The organism is Pseudomonas sp. PS01270 (assembly GCF_029959775.1).
In the GTDB taxonomy this organism is placed as follows: Bacteria; Pseudomonadota; Gammaproteobacteria; order Pseudomonadales; family Pseudomonadaceae; genus Aquipseudomonas; species Aquipseudomonas atacamensis.
Window position 1 is genome coordinate 22,254 of the sequence record NZ_JASCPT010000025.1, and the last position, 21,924, is coordinate 44,177.

General features: G+C 60.7%; 19 protein-coding genes. All 19 read left to right on the forward strand.

Features of this window, described 5'->3' with window-relative positions; translation table 11 throughout:
- Positions 1-45 precede the first annotated feature (45 nt).
- The 19 genes from mnmA (at position 46) to nuoM (ending at position 21,922) form a co-directional block, all read left to right on the forward strand.
- A complete protein-coding gene (gene mnmA, locus QMX86_RS10385; RefSeq protein ID WP_282387087.1) occupies positions 46-1,170 on the forward strand; it encodes a tRNA 2-thiouridine(34) synthase MnmA in 1,125 nt (374 codons plus the stop codon).
- Positions 1,167-1,790 (forward strand): high frequency lysogenization protein HflD, encoded by a 624-nt coding sequence (hflD, locus tag QMX86_RS10390; RefSeq protein ID WP_039763308.1) that lies wholly within the window; start codon positions 1,167-1,169, stop codon positions 1,788-1,790. Before mnmA ends, hflD begins: the two co-directional genes overlap by 4 nt.
- A 126-nt stretch (positions 1,791-1,916) precedes the next feature.
- Positions 1,917-3,287, forward strand: coding sequence for an adenylosuccinate lyase (purB, locus tag QMX86_RS10395; protein ID WP_003223822.1), 1,371 nt, complete (start codon positions 1,917-1,919; stop codon positions 3,285-3,287).
- An 86-nt stretch (positions 3,288-3,373) separates the two neighbouring features.
- Entirely contained in the window at positions 3,374-4,543 is a 1,170-nt protein-coding gene (locus tag QMX86_RS10400) for a cupin domain-containing protein (protein ID WP_016775274.1), read from the forward strand.
- Positions 4,536-4,961 carry a GNAT family N-acetyltransferase gene (locus tag QMX86_RS10405; protein ID WP_016775275.1) on the forward strand — a complete coding sequence of 142 codons (426 nt, stop codon included), beginning with the start codon at positions 4,536-4,538 and terminating at the stop codon, positions 4,959-4,961. The genes QMX86_RS10400 and QMX86_RS10405 overlap by 8 nt, the downstream gene beginning before the upstream one ends.
- Before the next feature lie 288 nt (positions 4,962-5,249).
- Positions 5,250-6,011, forward strand: a complete 762-nt coding sequence (locus tag QMX86_RS10410; protein WP_073471299.1) for a secretin N-terminal domain-containing protein — start codon at positions 5,250-5,252, stop codon at positions 6,009-6,011.
- Between the two features lie 475 nt (positions 6,012-6,486).
- Positions 6,487-7,812 (forward strand): isocitrate lyase, encoded by a 1,326-nt coding sequence (gene aceA / locus QMX86_RS10415; protein WP_016775277.1) that lies wholly within the window; start codon positions 6,487-6,489, stop codon positions 7,810-7,812.
- 646 nt (positions 7,813-8,458) lie between these two features.
- Entirely contained in the window at positions 8,459-8,872 is a 414-nt protein-coding gene (locus QMX86_RS10420) for an NADH-quinone oxidoreductase subunit A (RefSeq protein ID WP_003223812.1), read from the forward strand.
- A gap of 10 nt (positions 8,873-8,882) precedes the next feature.
- Positions 8,883-9,557 carry an NADH-quinone oxidoreductase subunit B gene (locus tag QMX86_RS10425; protein ID WP_016775278.1) on the forward strand — a complete coding sequence of 225 codons (675 nt, stop codon included), beginning with the start codon at positions 8,883-8,885 and terminating at the stop codon, positions 9,555-9,557.
- 69 nt (positions 9,558-9,626) lie between these two features.
- A complete protein-coding gene (gene nuoC, locus QMX86_RS10430; RefSeq protein ID WP_282385865.1) occupies positions 9,627-11,411 on the forward strand; it encodes an NADH-quinone oxidoreductase subunit C/D in 1,785 nt (594 codons plus the stop codon).
- 2 nt (positions 11,412-11,413) lie between these two features.
- Positions 11,414-11,911, forward strand: coding sequence for an NADH-quinone oxidoreductase subunit NuoE (gene nuoE / locus QMX86_RS10435; RefSeq protein WP_003223804.1), 498 nt, complete (start codon positions 11,414-11,416; stop codon positions 11,909-11,911).
- Positions 11,908-13,263 carry an NADH-quinone oxidoreductase subunit NuoF gene (gene nuoF / locus QMX86_RS10440; protein WP_024013417.1) on the forward strand — a complete coding sequence of 452 codons (1,356 nt, stop codon included), beginning with the start codon at positions 11,908-11,910 and terminating at the stop codon, positions 13,261-13,263. The genes nuoE and nuoF overlap by 4 nt, the downstream gene beginning before the upstream one ends.
- Positions 13,264-13,399: 136 nt before the next feature.
- Positions 13,400-16,114: an NADH-quinone oxidoreductase subunit NuoG gene (gene nuoG / locus QMX86_RS10445; protein ID WP_282385866.1), complete on the forward strand. Its 2,715-nt coding sequence runs from the start codon at positions 13,400-13,402 to the stop codon at positions 16,112-16,114.
- Positions 16,111-17,118 (forward strand): NADH-quinone oxidoreductase subunit NuoH, encoded by a 1,008-nt coding sequence (gene nuoH / locus QMX86_RS10450; RefSeq protein ID WP_016775282.1) that lies wholly within the window; start codon positions 16,111-16,113, stop codon positions 17,116-17,118. Before nuoG ends, nuoH begins: the two co-directional genes overlap by 4 nt.
- 11 nt (positions 17,119-17,129) lie before the next feature.
- Positions 17,130-17,678, forward strand: coding sequence for an NADH-quinone oxidoreductase subunit NuoI (gene nuoI / locus QMX86_RS10455; protein ID WP_016775283.1), 549 nt, complete (start codon positions 17,130-17,132; stop codon positions 17,676-17,678).
- A gap of 9 nt (positions 17,679-17,687) precedes the next feature.
- Entirely contained in the window at positions 17,688-18,188 is a 501-nt protein-coding gene (gene nuoJ, locus QMX86_RS10460) for an NADH-quinone oxidoreductase subunit J (protein WP_007951462.1), read from the forward strand.
- Positions 18,189-18,191: 3 nt separating this feature from the next.
- Entirely contained in the window at positions 18,192-18,500 is a 309-nt protein-coding gene (gene nuoK, locus QMX86_RS10465) for an NADH-quinone oxidoreductase subunit NuoK (protein ID WP_003180046.1), read from the forward strand.
- Complete coding sequence (nuoL, locus tag QMX86_RS10470) at positions 18,497-20,350, forward strand: NADH-quinone oxidoreductase subunit L (protein WP_024013419.1); 1,854 nt, start codon at positions 18,497-18,499, stop codon at positions 20,348-20,350. The genes nuoK and nuoL overlap by 4 nt, the downstream gene beginning before the upstream one ends.
- A 39-nt stretch (positions 20,351-20,389) precedes the next feature.
- Positions 20,390-21,922, forward strand: coding sequence for an NADH-quinone oxidoreductase subunit M (gene nuoM, locus QMX86_RS10475; protein ID WP_282385868.1), 1,533 nt, complete (start codon positions 20,390-20,392; stop codon positions 21,920-21,922).
- Positions 21,923-21,924: the final 2 nt, after the last annotated feature.

Here is a 21,924-nt window from a genome sequence, read left to right on the forward strand (position 1 = left end):
GCCTGATAGAATCGCGCCCTTTTCCAAGACACTCATTGAATCCCTATGCGTGATCCAGCCCCTTCTGACACATCCAAGAAGCGCGTCATTGTCGGCATGTCCGGCGGCGTGGACTCTTCCGTTTCTGCCCTTCTGCTGATCGAGCAGGGTTACGAAGTGGAAGGCCTGTTCATGAAGAACTGGGAAGAAGACGACGGAACGGAATACTGCACCGCCATGGACGACCTGGCGGATGCTCAGGCTGTCTGCGACAAGATCGGCATCAAGCTGCACACCGCCAACTTCGCCGCCGAGTACTGGGACAACGTATTCGAGCACTTCCTCGCCGAATACAAGGCCGGGCGCACGCCGAACCCGGACATCCTGTGCAACCGCGAGATCAAGTTCAAAGCGTTCCTCGACTACGCGATGATGCTCGGCGCCGACCTGATCGCCACCGGCCACTACGTGCGCCGCCGTGATATCGATGATCGCACCGAACTGCTCAAGGGCCTCGATCCGAACAAGGATCAGAGCTATTTCCTGCACGCCGTCGGCGGCGAACAAATCGCCAAGACCCTGTTCCCGGTCGGCGAACTGGAAAAGCCTGAAGTCCGCGCGATTGCCGAGAAATACGAACTGGCCACCGCCAAGAAGAAGGATTCCACCGGGATCTGCTTCATCGGCGAGCGCCGTTTCAGCGATTTCCTCAAGCAGTACCTGCCGGCACAACCGGGTGAGATCAAGACCACCGAAGGCGAAGTCATCGGCCGTCACCACGGCTTGATGTACCACACCATCGGCCAGCGTCAGGGCCTCGGCATCGGCGGCTTGAAGGATGCTGGCGATGAGCCGTGGTACGTGCTGCGCAAGGATCTGCAGACCAACGAGCTGATCGTCGGTCAGGGCAACAACCATCCATGGCTGTTCTCCAGCGCCCTGCTCGCTTCGGAAATCTACTGGGTCAATCCGATCGATCTGAGCCAGCCGCTGCGCCTGACGGCGAAAGTGCGCTATCGCCAGAGCGATCAGGCCTGCACCCTGGAAAAAACCGCCAGCGGCTATCGCGCCGTGTTCGACGAACCGCAACGCGCGGTGACGCCGGGCCAGTCGGTGGTTTTCTATGACGGTGAAATCTGCCTCGGCGGCGGCGTGATCGAAGTGGCCGAGCCGTGGAGCGGCCAGGCATGAGCCCGACTCAGGAACAACTGACAGCGCTGGGCGGTGTGTTTCTCGCCGCCGTACTGGTCGATCGCATCGCCAAGACCGGCCAGACCAACGAAGCGGGCCTGAGCTGCATGCTCGGCAGCCTGTTGGTACGGGATCCGAAAGATACGCTGGATGTGTACGGCGGCGACGACATCAATCTTCGTGAGGGTTATCGCGCGTTGATCGGCGCTTTGGAGCGCGATCCGAGCACCTTGCAGCGCGAGCCGCTGCGCTATGCCCTGTCGATGCTTGGTCTGGAGCGGCAACTGGCCAAGCGTGACGACATGCTTGAGACGATTGCCAAGCGCCTGCCGCAGATTCAGTCGCAGGTCGAGCATTTCGGCCCGGCCCACGAAAACGTCGTGGCCGCTTGCGGTGCGTTGTACCAGGACACTTTGAGCACTCTGCGCCAGCGCATTCAGGTGCACGGCGACATGCGCAACCTGCAACAGCCGAGCAATGCCTCGAAGATCCGCGCCCTGCTCCTCGCGGGTATCCGCTCGGCGCGCCTGTGGCGTCAGCTCGGTGGTCATCGCTGGCAGTTGGTGATCAGCCGCCGCAAGTTGCTCAAAGAGCTTTATCCGTTGATGCGCAGCGAGTAAACGCCGCGTCATGAAGGCTTTGTAGTCTGTAACGCGTAATACGCCGGTCAGTTGGCGACGGACCGGCGGATTTTTTCATGTATGATACGCGCCCCATTTCGTTGCCCGACTGTCCGAGAACACCCCATGCAGCTCTCTTCGCTCACTGCGGTTTCCCCTGTTGACGGCCGCTACGCCGGCAAAACCCAGGCCCTGCGCCCGATTTTCAGCGAGTACGGCCTGATCCGTGCCCGCGTTCTGGTTGAAGTGCGCTGGCTCCAGCGCCTGGCCGCCCACGCTGGCATCCCTGAAGTGCCAGCCTTCTCCGCCGAGGCCAACGCCGTTCTCAACGAACTGGCTGAAAACTTCTCGCTGGAGCACGCCGAGCGCGTCAAAGAGATCGAGCGCACCACCAACCACGACGTCAAAGCTATCGAATACCTGCTCAAAGAGCAGGCGGCCAAGCTGCCGGAGCTGGCCAAGGTCAGCGAATTCATCCACTTTGCCTGCACCAGCGAAGACATCAACAACCTGTCCCACGCCCTGATGCTGCGCGAAGGCCGTGACGACGTGATGCTGCCGCTGATGCGCCAGACCGCCAACGCCATCCGCGAACTGGCCATCCGTTTCGCCGACGTGCCGATGCTGTCGCGCACCCACGGCCAGCCGGCTTCGCCGACTACTCTGGGTAAAGAACTGGCCAACGTGGTTTACCGTCTCGAGCGCCAGATCGCTCAGGTCGCTGCCGTACCGCTGCTGGGCAAGATCAACGGCGCCGTCGGCAACTACAACGCGCACCTGTCGGCCTACCCGCAGATCGACTGGGAAGCCAATGCCCGCGCCTTCATCGAAGACGAGCTGGGTCTGGGCTTCAACCCGTACACCACGCAGATCGAACCGCACGACTACATCGCCGAGCTGTTCGATGCCATTGCGCGCTTCAACACCATCCTGATCGACTTCGACCGCGACATCTGGGGCTACATTTCCCTGGGTTATTTCAAGCAGCGCACCATCGCTGGCGAAATCGGTTCGTCGACCATGCCGCACAAGGTCAACCCGATCGACTTCGAAAACTCCGAAGGCAACCTGGGTATCGCCAACGCACTGTTCCAGCATCTGGCGAGCAAACTGCCGATCTCCCGCTGGCAGCGTGACCTGACCGACTCCACCGTCCTGCGCAACCTCGGTGTCGGCTTCGCCCACAGCGTGATCGCATACGAAGCCAGCCTCAAAGGCATCAGCAAACTGGAGCTCAACGAGCAGAAGATTGCCGCTGACCTCGACGCTTGCTGGGAAGTCCTGGCCGAGCCGATCCAGACCGTGATGCGTCGCTACAACATCGAAAACCCGTACGAAAAGCTGAAAGAACTGACCCGTGGCAAGGGCATCAGCCCTGAAGCGCTGCAGACTTTCATCGATGGCCTGGACATGCCAGCCGAAGCCAAAGCCGAGCTCAAGCAACTGACTCCGGCCAACTACATCGGCAACGCAGTGGCACAAGCCAAACGCATCTGATCGACCGTTTGCCCCGTTTGAGACGCCCGGCCGCGCCGGGCGTTTTTATTCCCGTCTGAAAAGTGCTTTTTTTCAATAGGTTACATATGAATTCCGATATTCCTCTTCAACTTCTGGGCGGCCTCACAGCACGCGAATTCCTGCGTGACTACTGGCAGAAAAAACCGCTGCTGATCCGTCAGGCGATTCCTGACTTCGAAAGCCCGATCGACGCCGACGAACTGGCCGGCCTGGCCCTGGAAGAAGAAGTCGAATCGCGCCTGGTGATCGAACATGGCGAGCGTCCATGGGAACTGCGTCGCGGCCCGTTCGCCGAAGACGAGTTCAGCAAATTGCCAGAAAAAGAGTGGACGCTGCTGGTGCAGGCGGTTGACCAGTTCGTGCCGGAAGTCAGCGAACTGCTGGAAAACTTCCGCTTCCTGCCGAGCTGGCGCGTCGACGACGTTATGATCAGCTTCGCCGCCCCGGGTGGCAGCGTCGGCCCGCATTTCGACAACTACGATGTGTTCCTGCTGCAGGGCCACGGCAAGCGCAACTGGAAAATCGGCCAGATGTGCGATTCCGAGAGCCCGCTGCTGCAACACGCCGACCTGCGCATCCTCGCTGAATTCCACGAGACCGAAGAATGGGTGCTGGAGCCAGGCGACATGCTCTACCTGCCGCCGCGTCTGGCCCATTGCGGCGTCGCGGTCGACAACTGCATGACTTACTCGGTCGGTTTCCGCGCGCCGAGCGCCGCTGAAGTGCTGACCCACTTCACCGACTTCCTCAGCCAGTTCCTGACTGACGAAGAGCGCTACACCGATGCCGACGCCAAGCCGGCGGTCGATCCGCACCAGATTCAACACGATGCACTGGATCGTCTGAAAAGCCTGCTCGCCGAACACATGAGCGACGAGCGTCTGCTGCTGACTTGGTTCGGCCAGTACATGACCGAGCCGCGCTACCCCGAATTGGTGGTCGGCCCGGAAGACGTCGAAGAAGAAGACTTCCTCGCCGCCCTGCAGGACGGCGCCGTGCTGATCCGCAACCCGAGCGCGCGCCTGGCCTGGTCGGAAGTCGACGACGATCTGCTGCTGTTCGCCAGTGGCCAGAGCCGCTACCTGCCGGGCAAGCTGCGTGAACTGCTGAAGCTGATCTGCGCCGCTGACGCCCTGCACGCCGATAACCTCGGCGAGTGGCTGAGCGACGAAGACGGCCGCAGCCTGCTCTGCGAACTGGTCAAGCAAGGAAGCCTGGGGTTCGCCGATGAATAAAATTCGCGTTCGTGTCGCAGACTGGCAGAAGGATATCGCCGAGATCCGGCGCATTCGTGAAACGGTGTTCATCGCCGAACAATCGGTGCCACCCGAGCTTGAGTGGGACGCCGACGACGCGACCGCCGTGCATTTTCTGGCGTTCGAAGGCGACTTCCCGATCGGCACGGCGCGACTGTTGCCCGATGGGCATATCGGTCGGGTTTCGGTACTCAAAGACTGGCGCGGAATGAAGGTCGGTGACGCGCTGATGCAAGCGGTCATCGCCGAAGCTGAAGCGCGCGGTTTGAAGCAACAGAAGCTCAGCGCTCAGGTGCAAGCCACGGCGTTCTATGAACGCCTGGGCTTCAGCCTGGTCAGCGAAGAGTTTCTTGAGGCCGGGATTCCGCATGTCGACATGGTTCGGCATTCGGCCTGACTCCGAGATCTCTAGATCCCTGTGGCGAGGGGATTTATCCCCGCTGCGGTGCGAAGCAGCCCCAGATCCAGAAAACTCGGTGAGTCAGTTAAATCGAGCGCGCTGGGTCGGCGACTGCTGCGCAGCCGAGCGGGGATAAATCCCCTCACCACAAAAGGCCGCAAGAACACCACAAAACGCCCCGCCATTTTCGGATGCCGGGGCGTTTTGCTGTCTACGATTCAACTTGCCCCACCCCGGGCCGACAAACTGGCAATATCAAGCCTTTCGAACGCGGAGATAACGGACATGTCCCTACGCACCCTGCTCACCACCCTGCTGCTCGGCTGCAGTTTTTCGGTGCTGGCAGCCACAGAAATCGTCCCCCTCAAATACCACACCAGCGCTGACATGTTGCCAGTGGCGCAGGATTTCATCGGCCAGGACGGTCAGGTCAGCGCTTACGGCAATCAGCTGATCGTCAAGGCCGAGCCGGGCAAGATTCAGGAGTTGAAGGATCTGCTGGCGCAACTCGATACCGCACCGAAGCGCTTGCTGATCACCGTCGACACCAACGAAAACAACGGCCGTGGCGACGAAGGTTATGCGGTCAATGGCGCCCAGCCGAGCCAGACCCGGATCATCAGCCGCAGCACCACCAGCCGCAACGGCGGCGTTCAGCAAGTGCAGACCAGCGAAGGCACTCCGGCGCTGATCCAGGTCGGCCAGAGCGTGCCGATCACCAACACCCAGAGCGATTCCTACGGCGGTTACAGCAGCGAGACCCAATACCGCAACGTCACCCAGGGTTTCTACGTCACCGCCAGCGTCACCGGCGAGACCGTTCATCTGGCGATCAGTACCAACCGTGACCGCATGAGCCAGGAACGTCCCGATGTAGTGAACGTGCAAAGCACCGACACAACCGTCACCGGGCGCCTCGGTGAGTGGATCACTCTGGCGGGCGTCAACAGCCAGACTCAGGCCGATAAACAGGGCCTGACCCGCAGCTACTCGACTCAAGGCCGTGATGACATGACCTTGCGGGTGAAAGTCGACACACTGGACTAAAGCACCGAAAACTGACTGATTAGTCGTATTAGACGAAAGATGTAGTGCTTGAAAAAAAGCACTACAAAACGTTTGACGCGAAAAAAAAGCGAAGGCATGATGGCCTCGCTCCCGCTAATCAGAGGCCCTGGCAAGGGCCTTCGAAGCGCCGTTCGCTCCTACCCCGCGAACCGCTTCGTGTCTGTACCGCCCACAAGGTGTGTTTGACGAGGTTGCCGACTGGAACGAAGTTGTCCCGAGGGACGGAAGCGTATTTAGGTAACCCGGCTTCACGCTGCTGACCGTATAAAGGCCCACGACGCCCGCATGCGCCCCGCAGTCCGCCACTACCTGCTCACTTCCCCTCGAGCCCATCGTTCATCCCGTCGCCTACCCCGCCGAATCCGACTTGACCACCTAAGCTTCTGGTCAGCGAGCGCAGGAATTTTCCACCGCAGAACAACTTTTCATAAAAGACGCGACGAGGTTTATCTCCATGGCACTGACACGCGAACAGCAAATTGCAGCCCTCGAAAAAGACTGGGCCGAGAACCCGCGCTGGAAAGGCGTGACTCGCACTTACTCCGCTGCCGACGTGGTCCGCCTGCGTGGCTCGGTTCAGCCAGAGCACACCTTCGCGAAGATGGGCGCCGAGAAGCTGTGGAACCTGGTCACCCAGGGTGCCAAGCCGTCCTTCCGTCCAGAGAAAGATTTCGTCAACTGCATGGGCGCCCTGACCGGCGGCCAGGCTGTTCAGCAGGTCAAGGCCGGTATCCAGGCGATCTACCTGTCCGGCTGGCAGGTGGCTGCGGACAACAACTCCGCAGAGTCCATGTACCCGGACCAGTCGCTGTACCCGGTGGACTCCGTACCAACCGTGGTCAAGCGCATCAACAACTCGTTCCGTCGTGCTGACCAGATCCAGTGGAAAGCCGGCAAGAACCCGGGCGACGACGGCTACATCGACTACTTCGCGCCGATTGTGGCTGACGCTGAAGCCGGTTTCGGCGGTGTACTCAACGCCTACGAGCTGATGAAAAGCATGATCGAAGCCGGCGCCGCTGGCGTTCACTTCGAAGACCAACTGGCCTCGGTGAAGAAATGCGGCCACATGGGCGGCAAGGTTCTGGTGCCAACCCAGGAAGCCGTGCAGAAGCTGACCGCTGCCCGTCTGGCCGCTGACGTTGCCGGCACGCCGACCATCATTCTGGCCCGCACCGACGCCAACGCGGCCGACCTGCTGACCTCCGATTGCGACCCGTACGATCAGCCATTCGTGACCGGCGAGCGTACTCAGGAAGGTTTCTACAAGGTACGTGCCGGCCTGGATCAAGCGATCGCCCGTGGCCTGGCTTACGCACCGTACGCCGACCTGATCTGGTGCGAAACCGCCAAGCCGGATCTGGAAGAAGCCCGTCGCTTCGCTGAAGCGATCAAGAAGGAATACCCGGACCAGCTGCTGTCGTACAACTGCTCGCCTTCCTTCAACTGGAAGAAGAACCTGGACGACGCAACCATCGCCAAGTTCCAGCGCGAACTGTCCGCCATGGGCTACAAGCACCAGTTCATCACCCTGGCCGGCATTCACAACATGTGGCACAGCATGTTCAACCTGGCGCACGACTACGCCCGCAACGACATGACTGCCTACGTGAAGCTGCAAGAGCAGGAATTCGCTGACGCCGCCAAGGGTTACACCTTCGTTGCGCACCAGCAGGAAGTGGGCACCGGCTACTTCGACGACATGACCACCGTGATCCAGGGTGGCTCGTCGTCGGTAACCGCGCTGACCGGTTCGACCGAAGAAGAACAGTTCCACTGATTCGGCTTCACCTGAGCAAACGGCCTTTGCGGATCGAATAAAAAGCTAACCGCAAAGCCGCAAGACTGACGCCCCGACTGGATCGGGGCGTTTTTTTGCCTGTTGGAATCTCAAAGACACTACAAATCCCCTGTGGGAGCGAGCCTGCTCGCGAAGGCGATAAGTCAGCTTGCACATCTGGAGGCTGATCCACCGCTTTCGCGAGCAGGCTCGCTCCCACAGGGCTACCGTCAGCCGCGAGACGAAACATTGATCTGAAGCGCTACAAGCGTCAGAAATTTCCGCTAAAACGGTAGGCTTCGCTACTTGCAGTAACGCGCAAGTAAGACAACTTCCCAGCCACTCACTCGTTAAACAGTTACAAAACCACGCCAAACGATATCAATTATCATTTAGCAGCAACTATGTTCGTTACAAACTCTACAAAACATAATTGATGGAAACCCGGCTAATGCCCGCAACGCATGGGCCGCAGCGCCTTCAGGAGGCGCTATGTCCTTAATCCGGTAAATAATTTCGCCTTTGGAATTTTACTTGCCGGGTGTTTAGCCATAAAATCAGCCCGATTGATTGCTGCGACATATCGTCACTGCCTTATTTCTTTATCAAGCTCAGAGACCTTTGCTCTCTGTTAAGGATTACCAGCATGCCCGAAGCGACAGGACTCATGGCCCACAACTGGGGCTTTGCCATTTTCCTTCTGGGTGTCGTCGGCCTGTGTGCCTTCATGCTTGGCGTCTCCAGCCTCCTCGGGTCAAAAGCCTGGGGTCGCAGCAAAAACGAACCGTTCGAGTCGGGCATGCTACCTACCGGTGGCGCCCGCTTGCGGCTCTCAGCCAAATTCTATCTGGTCGCGATGCTCTTCGTGATCTTCGATATCGAAGCCCTCTTTCTCTTTGCATGGTCTGTGTCCGTCCGCGAAAGCGGCTGGACCGGATTCGTCGAAGCTCTCGTTTTCATAGCAATTCTGTTGGCAGGTCTTGTCTACCTGTTCCGAGTGGGCGCCCTTGACTGGGCTCCGGAAGCTCGTCGCAAGCGGCAGGCGAAGCTGAAACAATGAGGCTTTGGCAATGCAATACAATCTCACCAGGATCGACCCCGATGCTCCTAACGAGCAGTATCCGATTGGCCAGCGGGAAACCGTTGCCGATCCGTTAGAAGATCAAGTCCACAAAAACATTTTCATGGGCAAGCTGGAAGACGTGCTGAGTGGCGCGGTCAACTGGGGACGTAAGAACTCCCTGTGGCCGTACAACTTCGGCCTGTCATGCTGCTACGTGGAAATGACCACCGCCTTCACGGCGCCCCACGACATCGCGCGCTTTGGCGCCGAAGTGATCCGGGCCTCGCCGCGTCAAGCCGACTTCATGGTTATCGCCGGCACCTGCTTCATCAAGATGGCGCCGATCATCCAGCGTCTCTACGAGCAAATGCTCGAGCCGAAATGGGTTATCTCCATGGGTTCGTGCGCCAACTCCGGCGGCATGTACGACATCTACTCCGTGGTTCAAGGGGTGGACAAGTTCCTGCCCGTGGACGTCTACGTACCTGGCTGCCCGCCCCGTCCGGAAGCATTTCTGCAAGGCTTGATGCTGTTGCAGGAATCGATTGGACAGGAGCGTCGTCCGCTTTCCTGGGTCGTTGGTGATCAAGGCGTCTATCGCGCCGACATGCCATCGCAGAAGGAACAGCGCCGCGAACAGCGAATCGCAGTCACCAATCTGCGCAGCCCTGACGAAGTCTGATCCAGTTCTGTTCCAAGTAACGAGAAGCTGGCTTCATTCTTTACGTTGACCGAAAGCGAAAAAATAACCATGACTACAGGCAGTGCTCTGTACATCCCGCCTTACAAGGCAGACGACCAGGATGTGGTCGTTGAATTGAACAACCGTTTTGGCGCCGAAGCGTTCACCGCTCAGTCGACCCGCACCGGCATGCCGGTGCTGTGGGTCGCACGCGCCAGACTCGTCGAAGTCCTGACTTTCCTGCGCAACCTGCCCAAGCCGTACGTCATGCTCTATGACCTGCACGGCGTGGACGAGCGTCTGCGCACCAAGCGTCAAGGGCTGCCGACCGGCGCCGATTTCACCGTGTTCTATCACCTCATGTCGCTGGAGCGTAATAGTGACGTGATGATCAAGGTGGCCTTGTCCGAAGGCGACCTCAGCATGCCTTCCGTCACCAGCATCTGGCCCAACGCCAACTGGTACGAGCGCGAAGTCTGGGACATGTTCGGCATCGACTTCAAAGGCCACCCGCACCTGTCGCGCATCATGATGCCGCCGACCTGGGAAGGTCACCCGCTGCGCAAGGACTTCCCGGCGCGCGCCACCGAATTCGACCCATACAGCCTCAACCTCGCCAAGCAGCAGCTGGAAGAGGAAGCCGCGCGCTTCCGTCCGGAAGACTGGGGCATGAAGCGTTCCGGTGCCAACGAGGACTACATGTTCCTCAACCTCGGCCCGAACCACCCTTCGGCGCACGGTGCGTTCCGCATCATCCTGCAGCTGGACGGCGAAGAGATCGTCGATTGCGTCCCGGACATCGGTTACCACCACCGTGGCGCCGAGAAGATGGGCGAGCGCCAGTCCTGGCACAGCTACATTCCGTACACCGACCGTATCGACTACCTCGGCGGCGTGATGAACAACCTGCCGTACGTGCTCTCGGTCGAGAAGCTCGCCGGTATCAAGGTGCCGCAGAAGGTCGATGTCATCCGCATCATGATGGCCGAGTTCTTCCGGATCACCAGCCACCTGCTGTTCCTCGGTACCTACATCCAGGATGTCGGCGCCATGACCCCGGTGTTCTTCACCTTCACCGACCGCCAGAAGGCGTACACGGTGATCGAAGCCATCACCGGTTTCCGTCTGCACCCGGCCTGGTACCGCATCGGCGGCGTTGCCCACGACCTGCCGCGCGGCTGGGAAAAACTGGTCAAGGATTTCGTCGAGTGGATGCCCAAGCGTCTGGACGAATACACCAAGGCCGCCCTGCAGAACAGCATCCTCAAGGGTCGTACCGTCGGCGTCGCTGCCTACAACACCAAAGAGGCCCTGGAATGGGGCGTCACCGGTGCCGGCCTGCGTTCGACCGGTTGCGATTTCGACCTGCGTAAAGCGCGTCCGTACTCGGGCTACGAGAACTTCGAATTCGAAGTGCCGCTGGCCGTCAACGGCGATGCCTATGACCGCTGCATGGTCCGCGTCGAAGAGATGCGCCAGAGCATCAAGATCATCGATCAATGCATGCGCAACATGCCGGAAGGCCCGTACAAGGCGGATCACCCGCTGACCACGCCGCCGCCGAAAGAGCGCACGCTGCAGCACATCGAAACCCTGATCACGCACTTCCTCCAGGTTTCGTGGGGCCCGGTCATGCCGGCCAACGAATCCTTCCAGATGATCGAAGCGACCAAGGGCATCAACAGTTATTACCTGACGAGCGACGGCGGCACCATGAGCTACCGTACCCGGATCCGTACTCCGAGCTTCCCGCATCTGCAACAGATCCCTTCGGTGATCAAAGGCAGCATGGTCGCGGACTTGATTGCGTACCTGGGTAGTATTGACTTCGTTATGGCCGACGTGGACCGCTAAGCATGAACAGCACGCTTATCCAGACAGACCGTTTCACCTTGAGTGAAACCGAGCGCTCGGCCATCGAGCACGAGCTGCATCACTACGAAGACCCGCGCGCGGCGTCGATCGAAGCCCTGAAGATCGTGCAGAAGGAACGCGGCTGGGTGCCGGATGGCGCCCTCTACGCGATCGGCGAGATCCTCGGCATCCCGGCCAGCGACGTTGAAGGCGTGGCGACGTTCTACAGCCAGATCTTCCGTCAGCCGGTCGGCCGCCACATCATTCGCGTCTGCGACAGCATGGTCTGCTACATCGGCGGCCACGAGTCGGTGGTCAGCGAAATCCAGAACAATCTGGGCATCGGCCTGGGTCAGACCACCGCCGACGGTCGTTTCACCCTGCTGCCTGTCTGCTGCCTCGGCAACTGCGACAAGGCACCGGCGCTGATGATCGACGACGACACCTTTGGCGACGTGCAGCCTGCTGGCGTGGCCAAACTGCTCGAGGGCTACGTATGACCCTGACATCTTTTGGTCCAGCCAACCGCATCCAGCGCTCGGCCGAGACGCACCCGCTGACCTGGCGTCTGCGCGATGACGGCGAAGCCGTGTGGCTTGACGAGTACCAGGCCAAGAACGGTTACGCCGCTGCGCGCAAAGCCTTCGCCGAGATGGATCAGGACGCCATCGTCCAGACCGTCAAAGACGCTGGCCTCAAAGGTCGCGGCGGTGCCGGCTTCCCCACTGGCGTGAAGTGGGGCCTGATGCCCAAGGACGAATCCATCAACATCCGCTACCTGCTGTGCAACGCGGATGAAATGGAGCCGAACACCTGGAAAGACCGCATGCTGATGGAGCAACTGCCCCATCTGCTGATCGAAGGCATGCTGATCAGTGCCCGCGCGCTGAAAACCTACCGTGGCTACATCTTCCTGCGCGGCGAATACACCACCGCCGCCAAGCACCTCAACCGTGCCGTGGAAGAAGCCAAGGCGGCCGGCCTGCTGGGCAAGAACATTCTCGGTTCGGGTTTCGATTTCGAGCTGTTCGTCCACACCGGCGCCGGGCGTTACATCTGCGGTGAAGAAACCGCACTGATCAACTCCCTCGAAGGCCGCCGCGCCAACCCGCGCTCCAAGCCGCCCTTCCCTGCCGCCGTCGGCGTGTGGGGCAAGCCGACCTGCGTGAACAACGTCGAAACCCTGTGCAACGTGCCGGCGATCATTGCCGACGGCGTTGACTGGTACAAATCGTTGGCCCGCGAAGGCTCCGAAGACATGGGCACCAAGCTCATGGGCTTCTCCGGCAAGGTCAAGAACCCGGGCCTGTGGGAACTGCCATTCGGCGTCACCGGTCGTGAACTGTTCGAAGATTACGCCGGCGGCATGCGCGACGGCTTCAAGCTCAAGGCCTGGCAACCAGGGGGTGCCGGTACCGGTTTCCTTCTGCCTGAGCACCTCGACGCACAAATGTACGCCGGCGGTATCGCCAAGGTCGGCACCCGGATGGGTACCGGTCTGGCGATGGCGGTGGACGACAGCGTCAACATGGTCTCGCTGCTGCGCAACATGGAGCAGTTCTTCGCTCGCGAATCCTGCGGTTTCTGCACCCCGTGCCGCGATGGTTTGCCGTGGAGCGTCAAGCTGCTGATGGCCATCGAACAGGGCAAGGGCCAGCCGGGCGACATCGAGACCCTGCTGGGTCTGGTCGGTTTCCTCGGCCCGGGCAAGACCTTCTGTGCTCACGCACCGGGTGCCGTGGAGCCGCTGGGCAGCGCGATCAAATACTTCCGTCCAGAGTTCGAAGCCGGTATCGCGCCTGTCAGCGCCGCCGTCCCGCCTCTGGCAAGGCCGATCGTAGTCGGCGCGTAAACGCTTAAAAAGGCGAAGGGTCCGTGCCCTTCGCCTTTCGTCCGATGACGCCCTCCGGGGCTGTTTGGATTCGGACGCATAACAAGATTCCATTAGCCACGCCCGCTGACACCGGGCCAACGAAGACCTTTGAACCATGGCCACTATCCACGTAGACGGCAAAGCGCTCGAAGTCGACGGGGCAGACAACCTGTTACAGGCATGTCTGTCGCTGGGCCTCGACATTCCATATTTCTGCTGGCACCCCGCGCTCGGTAGCGTCGGAGCCTGCCGCCAGTGCGCGGTCAAGCAGTACACCGACGAGAACGACACCCGTGGTCGTATCGTCATGTCCTGCATGACCCCCGCCACCGACAACACCTGGATCTCCATCGACGATGAAGAATCCAAGGCGTTCCGCGCCAGCGTTGTCGAATGGCTGATGACCAACCACCCGCACGACTGCCCGGTGTGCGAGGAAGGCGGTCACTGCCACCTGCAAGACATGACAGTGATGACCGGCCACAACGAGCGCCGTTATCGCTTCAGCAAACGCACCCACCAGAACCAGCAACTCGGCCCGTTCATTTCCCACGAAATGAACCGCTGCATTGCTTGCTACCGCTGCGTGCGTTTCTACAAGGACTACGCCGGCGGCACTGACCTCGGTGTATTCGGCGCCCACGACAACGTGTACTTCGGTCGCGTTGAGGACGGCACCCTCGAAAGCGAGTTCTCCGGCAACCTCACCGAGGTCTGCCCGACCGGTGTGTTCACCGACAAGACTCACTCCGAGCGCTACAACCGCAAGTGGGACATGCAGTTCGCGCCGAGCATCTGCCATGGCTGCTCGAGCGGTTGCAACATTTCCCCGGGCGAGCGTTACGGTGAACTGCGTCGCATCGAAAACCGTTTCAACGGTTCGGTTAACCAGTACTTCCTCTGCGACCGTGGCCGTTTCGGTTATGGCTACGTGAACCGCACCGACCGTCCACGTCAGCCGCTGCTGGCCGATGGCACCAAGCTCAGCCTCGACGCTGCGCTGGACAAAGCCGCCGACCTGCTGCGCGGACGCAACATCGTCGGCATCGGTTCGCCGCGTGCCAGCCTCGAAAGCAACTACGCGTTGCGCGAACTGGTTGGTGCCGAGCACTTCTATTCGGGTATCGAAGCCTCCGAGCTGGAGCGCATCCGTCTGGTCCTGCAGGTGCTGAACGACAGCCCGCTGCCAGTGCCGAACATGCGCGAGATCGAAGATCACGACGCGATCTTCGTCCTCGGCGAAGACCTGACCCAGACCGCCGCGCGCATGGCGCTGGCTCTGCGTCAGTCGGTCAAGGGCAAGGCTGAAGACATGGCCGAAGCCATGCGCGTCCAGCCTTGGCTCGACGCGGCGGTGAAGAACATCGGCCAGCACGCGCTGAACCCGCTGTTCATCGCCAGCCTCGCCGAAACCAAGCTCGACGACGTCGCTGAAGAATGCGTACACGCAGCTCCGGATGATCTGGCGCGCATCGGTTTCGCCGTGGCTCACGCGCTGGACGCCAGTGCCCCGGCCGTTGAAGGTCTGGACACCGAAGCCCTGGAACTGGCGCAGCGCATCGCCGATGCCCTGCTCGCCGCCAAGCGTCCGCTGATCATCGCCGGTACTTCGCTGGGCTCCAAAGCCCTGATCGAAGCTGCCGCGAACATCGCCAAAGCCCTGAAGCTGCGCGAGAAGAACGGTTCGATCAGCCTGATCGTGCCGGAAGCCAACAGCCTCGGTCTGGCCATGCTCGGTGGCGAATCGGTCGACGCCGCGCTGCAAGCGGTCATCGATGGCAAGGCCGACGCTATCGTCGTGCTGGAAAACGATCTGTACACCCGCACCGCCAAAGCCAAGGTCGATGCCGCACTGAACGCCGCGAAAGTAGTGATCGTTGCCGACCATCAGAAAACCGCCACCACCGATCGCGCGCACCTGGTTCTGCCAGCGGCAAGCTTCGCCGAGGGCGACGGCACGCTGGTCAGCCAGGAAGGCCGCGCCCAGCGTTTCTTCCAGGTTTTCGATCCGCAATACCTGGACGCGAGCATTCTGGTGCACGAAGGCTGGCGCTGGCTGCACGCCCTGCGCTCGACCCTGCTGAACCAGCCGATCGACTGGACGCAACTTGACCACGTCACCGCTGCCGTTGCCTCGAGCACCGCGCAACTGGCGCGTATCGTCGACGCAGCCCCATCGGCCGCGTTCCGCATCAAGGGTCTGAAACTGGCCCGTGAGCCACTGCGTTATTCCGGTCGCACCGCCATGCGCGCCGACATCAGCGTTCACGAACCACGCACCCCGCAAGACCAGGACACCGCGTTCGCCTTCTCCATGGAAGGTTACTCGGGCTCCGCCGAACCGCGTCAGCAGGTGCCATTCGCATGGTCGCCGGGCTGGAACTCGCCACAAGCGTGGAACAAGTTCCAGGACGAAGTCGGTGGTCATCTGCGCGCTGGCGACCCGGGCACACGCCTGATCGAAAGCACTGGCGACTCGCTGAACTGGTTCGCTGCTGCTCCGCGCGCATTCAACCCGGCGCCGGGTACATGGCAAGCCGTGCCGTTCTTCCACCTGTTCGGCAGCGAAGAAAACTCTTCGAAAGCCGCCCCGGTACAGGAACGCATTCCGGCACCTTACGTCGCGCTGGCGAAATCCGAAGCGGATCGCCTCGGCGTCAACGACGGTGCCCTGCTGAGCCTGAACGTGGCCGGTCAGACATTGCGTCTGCCGCTGCGCATCAATGAAGAACTGGGCGCCGGTCTGGTGGCATTGCCTGCGGGCATCGCCGGCATTCCACCGGCATTCGCCGGCGTGTCCGTCGACGGTCTGCAGGAGGCAGCGCAATGACCTGGTTCACCCCTGAAGTGATCGATGTGATCCTGACGGTCATCAAAGCCATCGTGATCCTGCTGGCCGTGGTGGTCGCGGGCGCCTTGCTCAGCTTTGTCGAACGTCGCCTGCTGGGCTGGTGGCAGGACCGTTACGGTCCGAACCGCGTTGGCCCGTTCGGCATGTTCCAGATCGCCGCCGACATGCTGAAGATGTTCTTCAAGGAAGACTGGACCCCGCCATTTGCCGACAAGGTGATCTTCACTTTGGCACCGGTGGTGGCCATGTCCGCCCTGCTGATCGCCTTCGCGATCATCCCGATCACCCCGACCTGGGGCGTGGCGGATCTGAACATCGGCCTGCTGTTCTTCTTCGCCATGGCCGGTCTGTCGGTGTACGCGGTGCTGTTCGCCGGCTGGTCGAGCAACAACAAGTTCGCCCTGCTCGGCAGCTTGCGTGCCTCGGCACAGACCGTGTCCTACGAAGTGTTCATGGGCCTGGCCCTGATGGGCATTGTGGTGCAGGTCGGTTCGTTCAACATGCGCGACATCGTTGAGTACCAGGCGCAGAACCTGTGGTTCATCATTCCGCAGTTCTTCGGCTTCTGTACCTTCTTCATCGCTGGCGTCGCCGTGACTCACCGTCACCCGTTCGACCAGCCGGAAGCGGAACAGGAACTGGCCGACGGTTACCACATTGAATACGCCGGTATGAAATGGGGCATGTTCTTCGTCGGTGAATACATCGGCATCATCCTGATCTCGGCGCTGCTGGTCACCCTGTTCTTCGGTGGCTGGCACGGTCCGTTCGGCATCCTGCCGCAACTGTCCTTCGTCTGGTTCGCACTGAAGACCGCGTTCTTCATCATGCTGTTCATCCTGCTGCGCGCTTCCATCCCGCGTCCGCGTTATGACCAGGTGATGGATTTCAGCTGGAAATTCTGCCTGCCACTGACCCTGATCAATTTGCTGGTGACCGCTGCGGTTGTGTTGATGAACACGCCTGCGGTTGCGGTTCAGTGAGGATTTGACCCATGTTCAAATATATTGGCGACATCGTTAAGGGTACCGGTACCCAGTTGCGCAGCCTGGTCATGGTCTTCGGCCATGGCTTTCGCAAGCGCGACACCCTGCAATACCCCGAGGAGCAGGTCTACCTGCCGCCGCGTTACCGTGGCCGCATCGTCCTGACCCGCGACCCCGATGGCGAAGAACGCTGCGTAGCCTGCAACCTGTGCGCCGTGGCCTGCCCGGTGGGTTGCATCTCGCTGCAGAAAGCTGAAACCGAAGACGGTCGCTGGTACCCGGACTTCTTCCGGATCAACTTCTCGCGCTGCATTTTCTGCGGTCTCTGCGAGGAAGCCTGCCCGACCACCGCGATCCAGCTGACCCCGGATTTCGAGATGGCCGAGTTCAAACGTCAGGACCTGGTGTACGAGAAAGAAGATCTTTTGATCTCCGGCCCCGGCAAAAACCCTGATTACAACTTCTATCGTGTTGCAGGTATGGCAATCGCTGGCAAGCCGAAAGGCGCTGCGCAGAACGAAGCCGAACCGATCAACGTGAAGAGCTTGCTGCCTTAAGGAAGAACGATGGAATTCGCTTTCTATTTCGCATCGGGTATTGCTGTGGTGTCCACGCTGCGTGTGGTCACCAACACCAACCCTGTGCACGCCCTGCTCTACCTGATCATCTCGTTGATCGCCGTGGCCATGACCTTCTTCGCCCTCGGCGCGCCGTTTGCCGGTGTGCTGGAAGTGATCGCCTACGCCGGCGCCATCATGGTGCTGTTCGTGTTCGTGGTGATGATGCTCAACCTGGGTCCCGCCTCGGTGCAGCAGGAACGCACCTGGCTCAAGCCCGGCATCTGGGCAGGACCGGTGATTCTTGCCGCACTGCTGCTGGCCGAACTGCTGTATGTGCTGTTCGCTCACCAGAGCGGTCAGGCCATCGGCCACACCACCGTAGACGCGAAAGCCGTGGGCATCAGCCTGTTCGGCCCGTACCTGCTGGTGGTCGAACTCGCCTCGATGCTGCTGCTCGCCGCAGCCGTCACGGCGTTCCATTTGGGCCGTAACGAGGCGAAGGAGTAAGACATGCCTGCTATCCCTCTCGAACATGGACTGGCCGTCGCCGGCATCCTGTTCTGCCTTGGTCTGGTCGGCCTGATGGTCCGCCGCAACATTTTGTTCGTGTTGATGAGCCTGGAAGTGATGATGAACGCCTCTGCCCTGGCCTTCATCGTTGCGGGCGCCCGCTGGGCGCAGCCGGATGGACAGATCATGTTCATCCTGGTGATCAGCCTTGCCGCAGCCGAGGCCAGTATTGGCCTGGCGATCCTGCTGCAACTGTATCGCCGCTTCCACACGCTCGATATCGACGCTGCCAGTGAGATGCGCGGATGAACCTACTCTTTCTGACTTTCGTATTCCCTCTGATCGGGTTCCTGTTGCTGTCGTTCTCGCGCGGCCGCTTCTCGGAAAACCTCTCGGCGCTGATCGGTGTCGGTTCGATCGGCCTGTCGGCCATCGTCACCGCTTACGTGATCTGGCAATTCAACGTCGCACCGCCGGAGGGTGGCGTGTACACCCAGGTGCTGTGGCGCTGGATGTCGGTGGAAGGTTTCCAGCCGAACTTCGCGCTGTACCTGGATGGCCTGTCGGTGACCATGCTCGGTGTGGTCGTCGGCGTCGGCTTCCTGATCCACCTGTTCGCGTCCTGGTACATGCGTGGCGAAGACGGTTACTCGCGCTTCTTCTCGTACACCAACCTGTTCATCGCCAGCATGCTGTTCCTGATCCTCGGCGATAACCTGCTGTTCATCTACTTCGGCTGGGAAGGCGTGGGCCTGTGCTCGTACCTGTTGATCGGTTTCTACTACAGCAACCGCAACAACGGTAATGCGGCACTCAAGGCATTCATCGTCACCCGCATCGGCGACGTGTTCATGGCCATCGGCCTGTTCATCCTGTTCCAGCAACTGGGCACGCTGAACGTCCAGGAACTGCTGGTACGTGCGCCGGAGCACTTCAAGGTCGGCGACTTCTGGATCGTTCTGGCAACCCTGATGCTGCTCGGTGGTGCTGTCGGTAAATCGGCGCAACTGCCGCTGCAAACCTGGCTCGCGGATGCGATGGCCGGCCCTACCCCGGTTTCGGCACTGATCCACGCCGCGACCATGGTCACCGCCGGTGTCTACCTGATCGCCCGTACCCATGGTCTGTTTGCCTTGGCGCCGGACATCCTGCACCTCGTCGGCATCGTCGGTGGCGTGACCCTGGTACTGGCCGGTTTTGCCGCGCTGGTGCAGACCGACATCAAACGTATCCTCGCCTACTCGACCATGAGCCAGATCGGCTACATGTTCCTGGCGCTGGGCGTTGGCGCCTGGGAAGGCGCGATCTTCCACCTGATGACCCACGCCTTCTTCAAGGCCCTGCTGTTCCTTGCTTCCGGTGCGGTGATCGTTGCCTGCCACCACGAGCAGAACATCTTCAAGATGGGCGGTCTGTGGAAGAAATTGCCACTGGCCTACGCCAGCTTCATCGTCGGCGGTGCTGCACTGGCCGCTCTGCCACTGGTTACCGCTGGCTTCTACTCCAAGGACGAAATCCTCTGGGAAGCGTTCGCCAGCGGCAACCAGGGTCTGCTTTACGCAGGTCTGGTCGGTGCGTTCATGACGTCGCTGTACACCTTCCGCCTGATCTTCATCGCGTTCCACGGTGAAGCCAAGACCGAAGCCCACGCCGGCCACGGCATTGCCCACTGGCTGCCACTGTCGGTGTTGATCGTGCTGTCGACTTTCGTCGGCGCGATGATCGTGCCACCGCTGCACGGCGTACTGCCGCAAAGCGTCGGCCATGCCGGTGGCGAAGCCAAGCACAGTCTGGAAATCGCCTCGGGCGCCATCGCCCTGGCCGGTATCCTGCTGGCAGCGCTGCTGTTCCTTGGCAAGCGTCGCTTCGTCACGGCGATCGCCAACAGCGGCATCGGCCGTTTCCTTTCGGCCTGGTGGTTCGCTGCCTGGGGCTTCGACTGGATCTACGACAAACTGTTCGTCAAGCCGTACCTTGCGATCAGCCATGTACTGCGCAAAGACCCGCTCGACCAGACCATCGGTCTGATCCCGCGTATGGCCAAGGGTGGTCACACTGCCCTGAGCCGCACCGAGACCGGTCAACTGCGTTGGTACGCCGCCTCGATGGCTGCTGGTGCCGTGCTGGTGATCGGCGCCATCGTGCTGGTAGCGGTCTGATATGAACCTTGCGAATTTGCGAAAGGAAACGAGCCCGTCATGATTCTGCCTTGGCTAATCCTGATCCCCTTCATCGGCGGCCTGCTGTGCTGGATGGGTGAGCGCTTCGGCGCTACCCTCCCGCGCTGGATTGCGCTGTTGACCATGACCCTGGAACTCGCGCTCGGCCTCTGGCTGTGGGCCCACGGTGACTATTCATTCGCACCGGCGCCGGGCGCCGATCCGACCTGGGCGCTTGAGTTCAAGCATGTCTGGATCCAGCGTTTCGGCATCAACGTGCACCTGGCCCTCGACGGCCTGTCGCTGTTGATGATCCTGCTTACCGGCCTGCTGGGTATCCTCTCGGTACTCTGCTCGTGGAAAGAAATCCAACGTCACGTTGGCTTCTTCCACCTCAACCTGATGTGGATCCTGGGCGGTGTGGTCGGCGTGTTCCTCGCCCTCGACCTGTTCATGTTCTTCTTCTTCTGGGAAATGATGCTGGTGCCGATGTACTTCCTCATCGCGCTCTGGGGTCACAGTTCTTCGGACGGCAAGAAAACCCGGATCTATGCAGCGACCAAGTTCTTCATCTTCACTCAGGCGTCCGGCCTGATCATGCTGGTGGCGATCCTCGGTCTGGTGCTGGTCAACTTCAACAACACCGGCGTGATCACCTTCAACTACGCCGACCTGTTGAAAACCAAGATGTCGATGACCACCGAGTACATTCTGATGCTCGGCTTCTTCATCGCCTTCGCGGTCAAGCTGCCCGTCGTACCGTTCCACTCCTGGCTGCCTGATGCTCACGCCCAGGCACCGACTGCCGGTTCCGTCGACCTCGCCGGTATCCTGCTGAAAACCGCGGCCTACGGTCTGCTGCGTTTCGCCCTGCCGCTGTTCCCGAACGCTTCGGCCGAGTTCGCGCCGGTCGCCATGACCCTGGGTCTGATCGGGATCTTCTACGGCGCGTTCCTCGCGTTCGCACAAACCGACATCAAGCGTCTGATTGCCTTCTCTTCCGTTTCCCACATGGGCTTCGTGTTGATCGGTATCTACTCCGGCAGCCAACTGGCGCTGCAAGGCGCAGTGATCCAGATGCTGGCGCACGGTCTGTCGGCAGCGGCACTGTTTATCCTCAGCGGTCAGTTGTACGAGCGTCTGCACACTCGTGACATGCGTGAGATGGGCGGTCTGTGGTCGCGTATCGCTTACCTGCCGGCGATCAGCCTGTTCTTCGCTGCGGCGTCGCTGGGCTTGCCGGGCACCGGTAACTTCGTCGGCGAATTCCTGATCCTGATTGGCTCCTTCGCCAGCGCTCCATGGGTCACGGCGATTGCCACGTCCGGTCTGGTGTTCGGTTCGGTCTACTCGCTGATCATGATCCACCGTGCCTACTTCGGCCCGTCGAAATCCGACGCGGTGCTGCACGGCATGGACGCGCGCGAACTGATCATGGTGCTCGGTCTGGCGGTGTTGCTGATTTATCTCGGCGTCTACCCGCAACCGTTCCTCGACACCTCTGCCGCCACCATGCATGGCGTGCAGCAGTGGCTCGGCACCGCCTTCTCTCAACTCGCTTCGGCCCGGTAAGA

Excerpts from the sequence above, each read along its gene's own strand:
- mnmA (WP_282387087.1), top strand. The coding sequence starts at position 46 with ATGCGTGATCCAGCCCCTTCTGACACATCCAAGAAGCGCGTCATTGTC.
- hflD (WP_039763308.1), top strand. The coding sequence starts at position 1,167 with ATGAGCCCGACTCAGGAACAACTGACAGCGCTGGGCGGTGTGTTTCTC.
- purB (WP_003223822.1), top strand. The coding sequence starts at position 1,917 with ATGCAGCTCTCTTCGCTCACTGCGGTTTCCCCTGTTGACGGCCGCTAC.
- QMX86_RS10400 (WP_016775274.1), top strand. The coding sequence starts at position 3,374 with ATGAATTCCGATATTCCTCTTCAACTTCTGGGCGGCCTCACAGCACGC.
- QMX86_RS10405 (WP_016775275.1), top strand. The coding sequence starts at position 4,536 with ATGAATAAAATTCGCGTTCGTGTCGCAGACTGGCAGAAGGATATCGCC.
- QMX86_RS10410 (WP_073471299.1), top strand. The coding sequence starts at position 5,250 with ATGTCCCTACGCACCCTGCTCACCACCCTGCTGCTCGGCTGCAGTTTT.
- aceA (WP_016775277.1), top strand. The coding sequence starts at position 6,487 with ATGGCACTGACACGCGAACAGCAAATTGCAGCCCTCGAAAAAGACTGG.
- QMX86_RS10420 (WP_003223812.1), top strand. The coding sequence starts at position 8,459 with ATGCCCGAAGCGACAGGACTCATGGCCCACAACTGGGGCTTTGCCATT.
- QMX86_RS10425 (WP_016775278.1), top strand. The coding sequence starts at position 8,883 with ATGCAATACAATCTCACCAGGATCGACCCCGATGCTCCTAACGAGCAG.
- nuoC (WP_282385865.1), top strand. The coding sequence starts at position 9,627 with ATGACTACAGGCAGTGCTCTGTACATCCCGCCTTACAAGGCAGACGAC.
- nuoE (WP_003223804.1), top strand. The coding sequence starts at position 11,414 with ATGAACAGCACGCTTATCCAGACAGACCGTTTCACCTTGAGTGAAACC.
- nuoF (WP_024013417.1), top strand. The coding sequence starts at position 11,908 with ATGACCCTGACATCTTTTGGTCCAGCCAACCGCATCCAGCGCTCGGCC.
- nuoG (WP_282385866.1), top strand. The coding sequence starts at position 13,400 with ATGGCCACTATCCACGTAGACGGCAAAGCGCTCGAAGTCGACGGGGCA.
- nuoH (WP_016775282.1), top strand. The coding sequence starts at position 16,111 with ATGACCTGGTTCACCCCTGAAGTGATCGATGTGATCCTGACGGTCATC.
- nuoI (WP_016775283.1), top strand. The coding sequence starts at position 17,130 with ATGTTCAAATATATTGGCGACATCGTTAAGGGTACCGGTACCCAGTTG.
- nuoJ (WP_007951462.1), top strand. The coding sequence starts at position 17,688 with ATGGAATTCGCTTTCTATTTCGCATCGGGTATTGCTGTGGTGTCCACG.
- nuoK (WP_003180046.1), top strand. The coding sequence starts at position 18,192 with ATGCCTGCTATCCCTCTCGAACATGGACTGGCCGTCGCCGGCATCCTG.
- nuoL (WP_024013419.1), top strand. The coding sequence starts at position 18,497 with ATGAACCTACTCTTTCTGACTTTCGTATTCCCTCTGATCGGGTTCCTG.
- nuoM (WP_282385868.1), top strand. The coding sequence starts at position 20,390 with ATGATTCTGCCTTGGCTAATCCTGATCCCCTTCATCGGCGGCCTGCTG.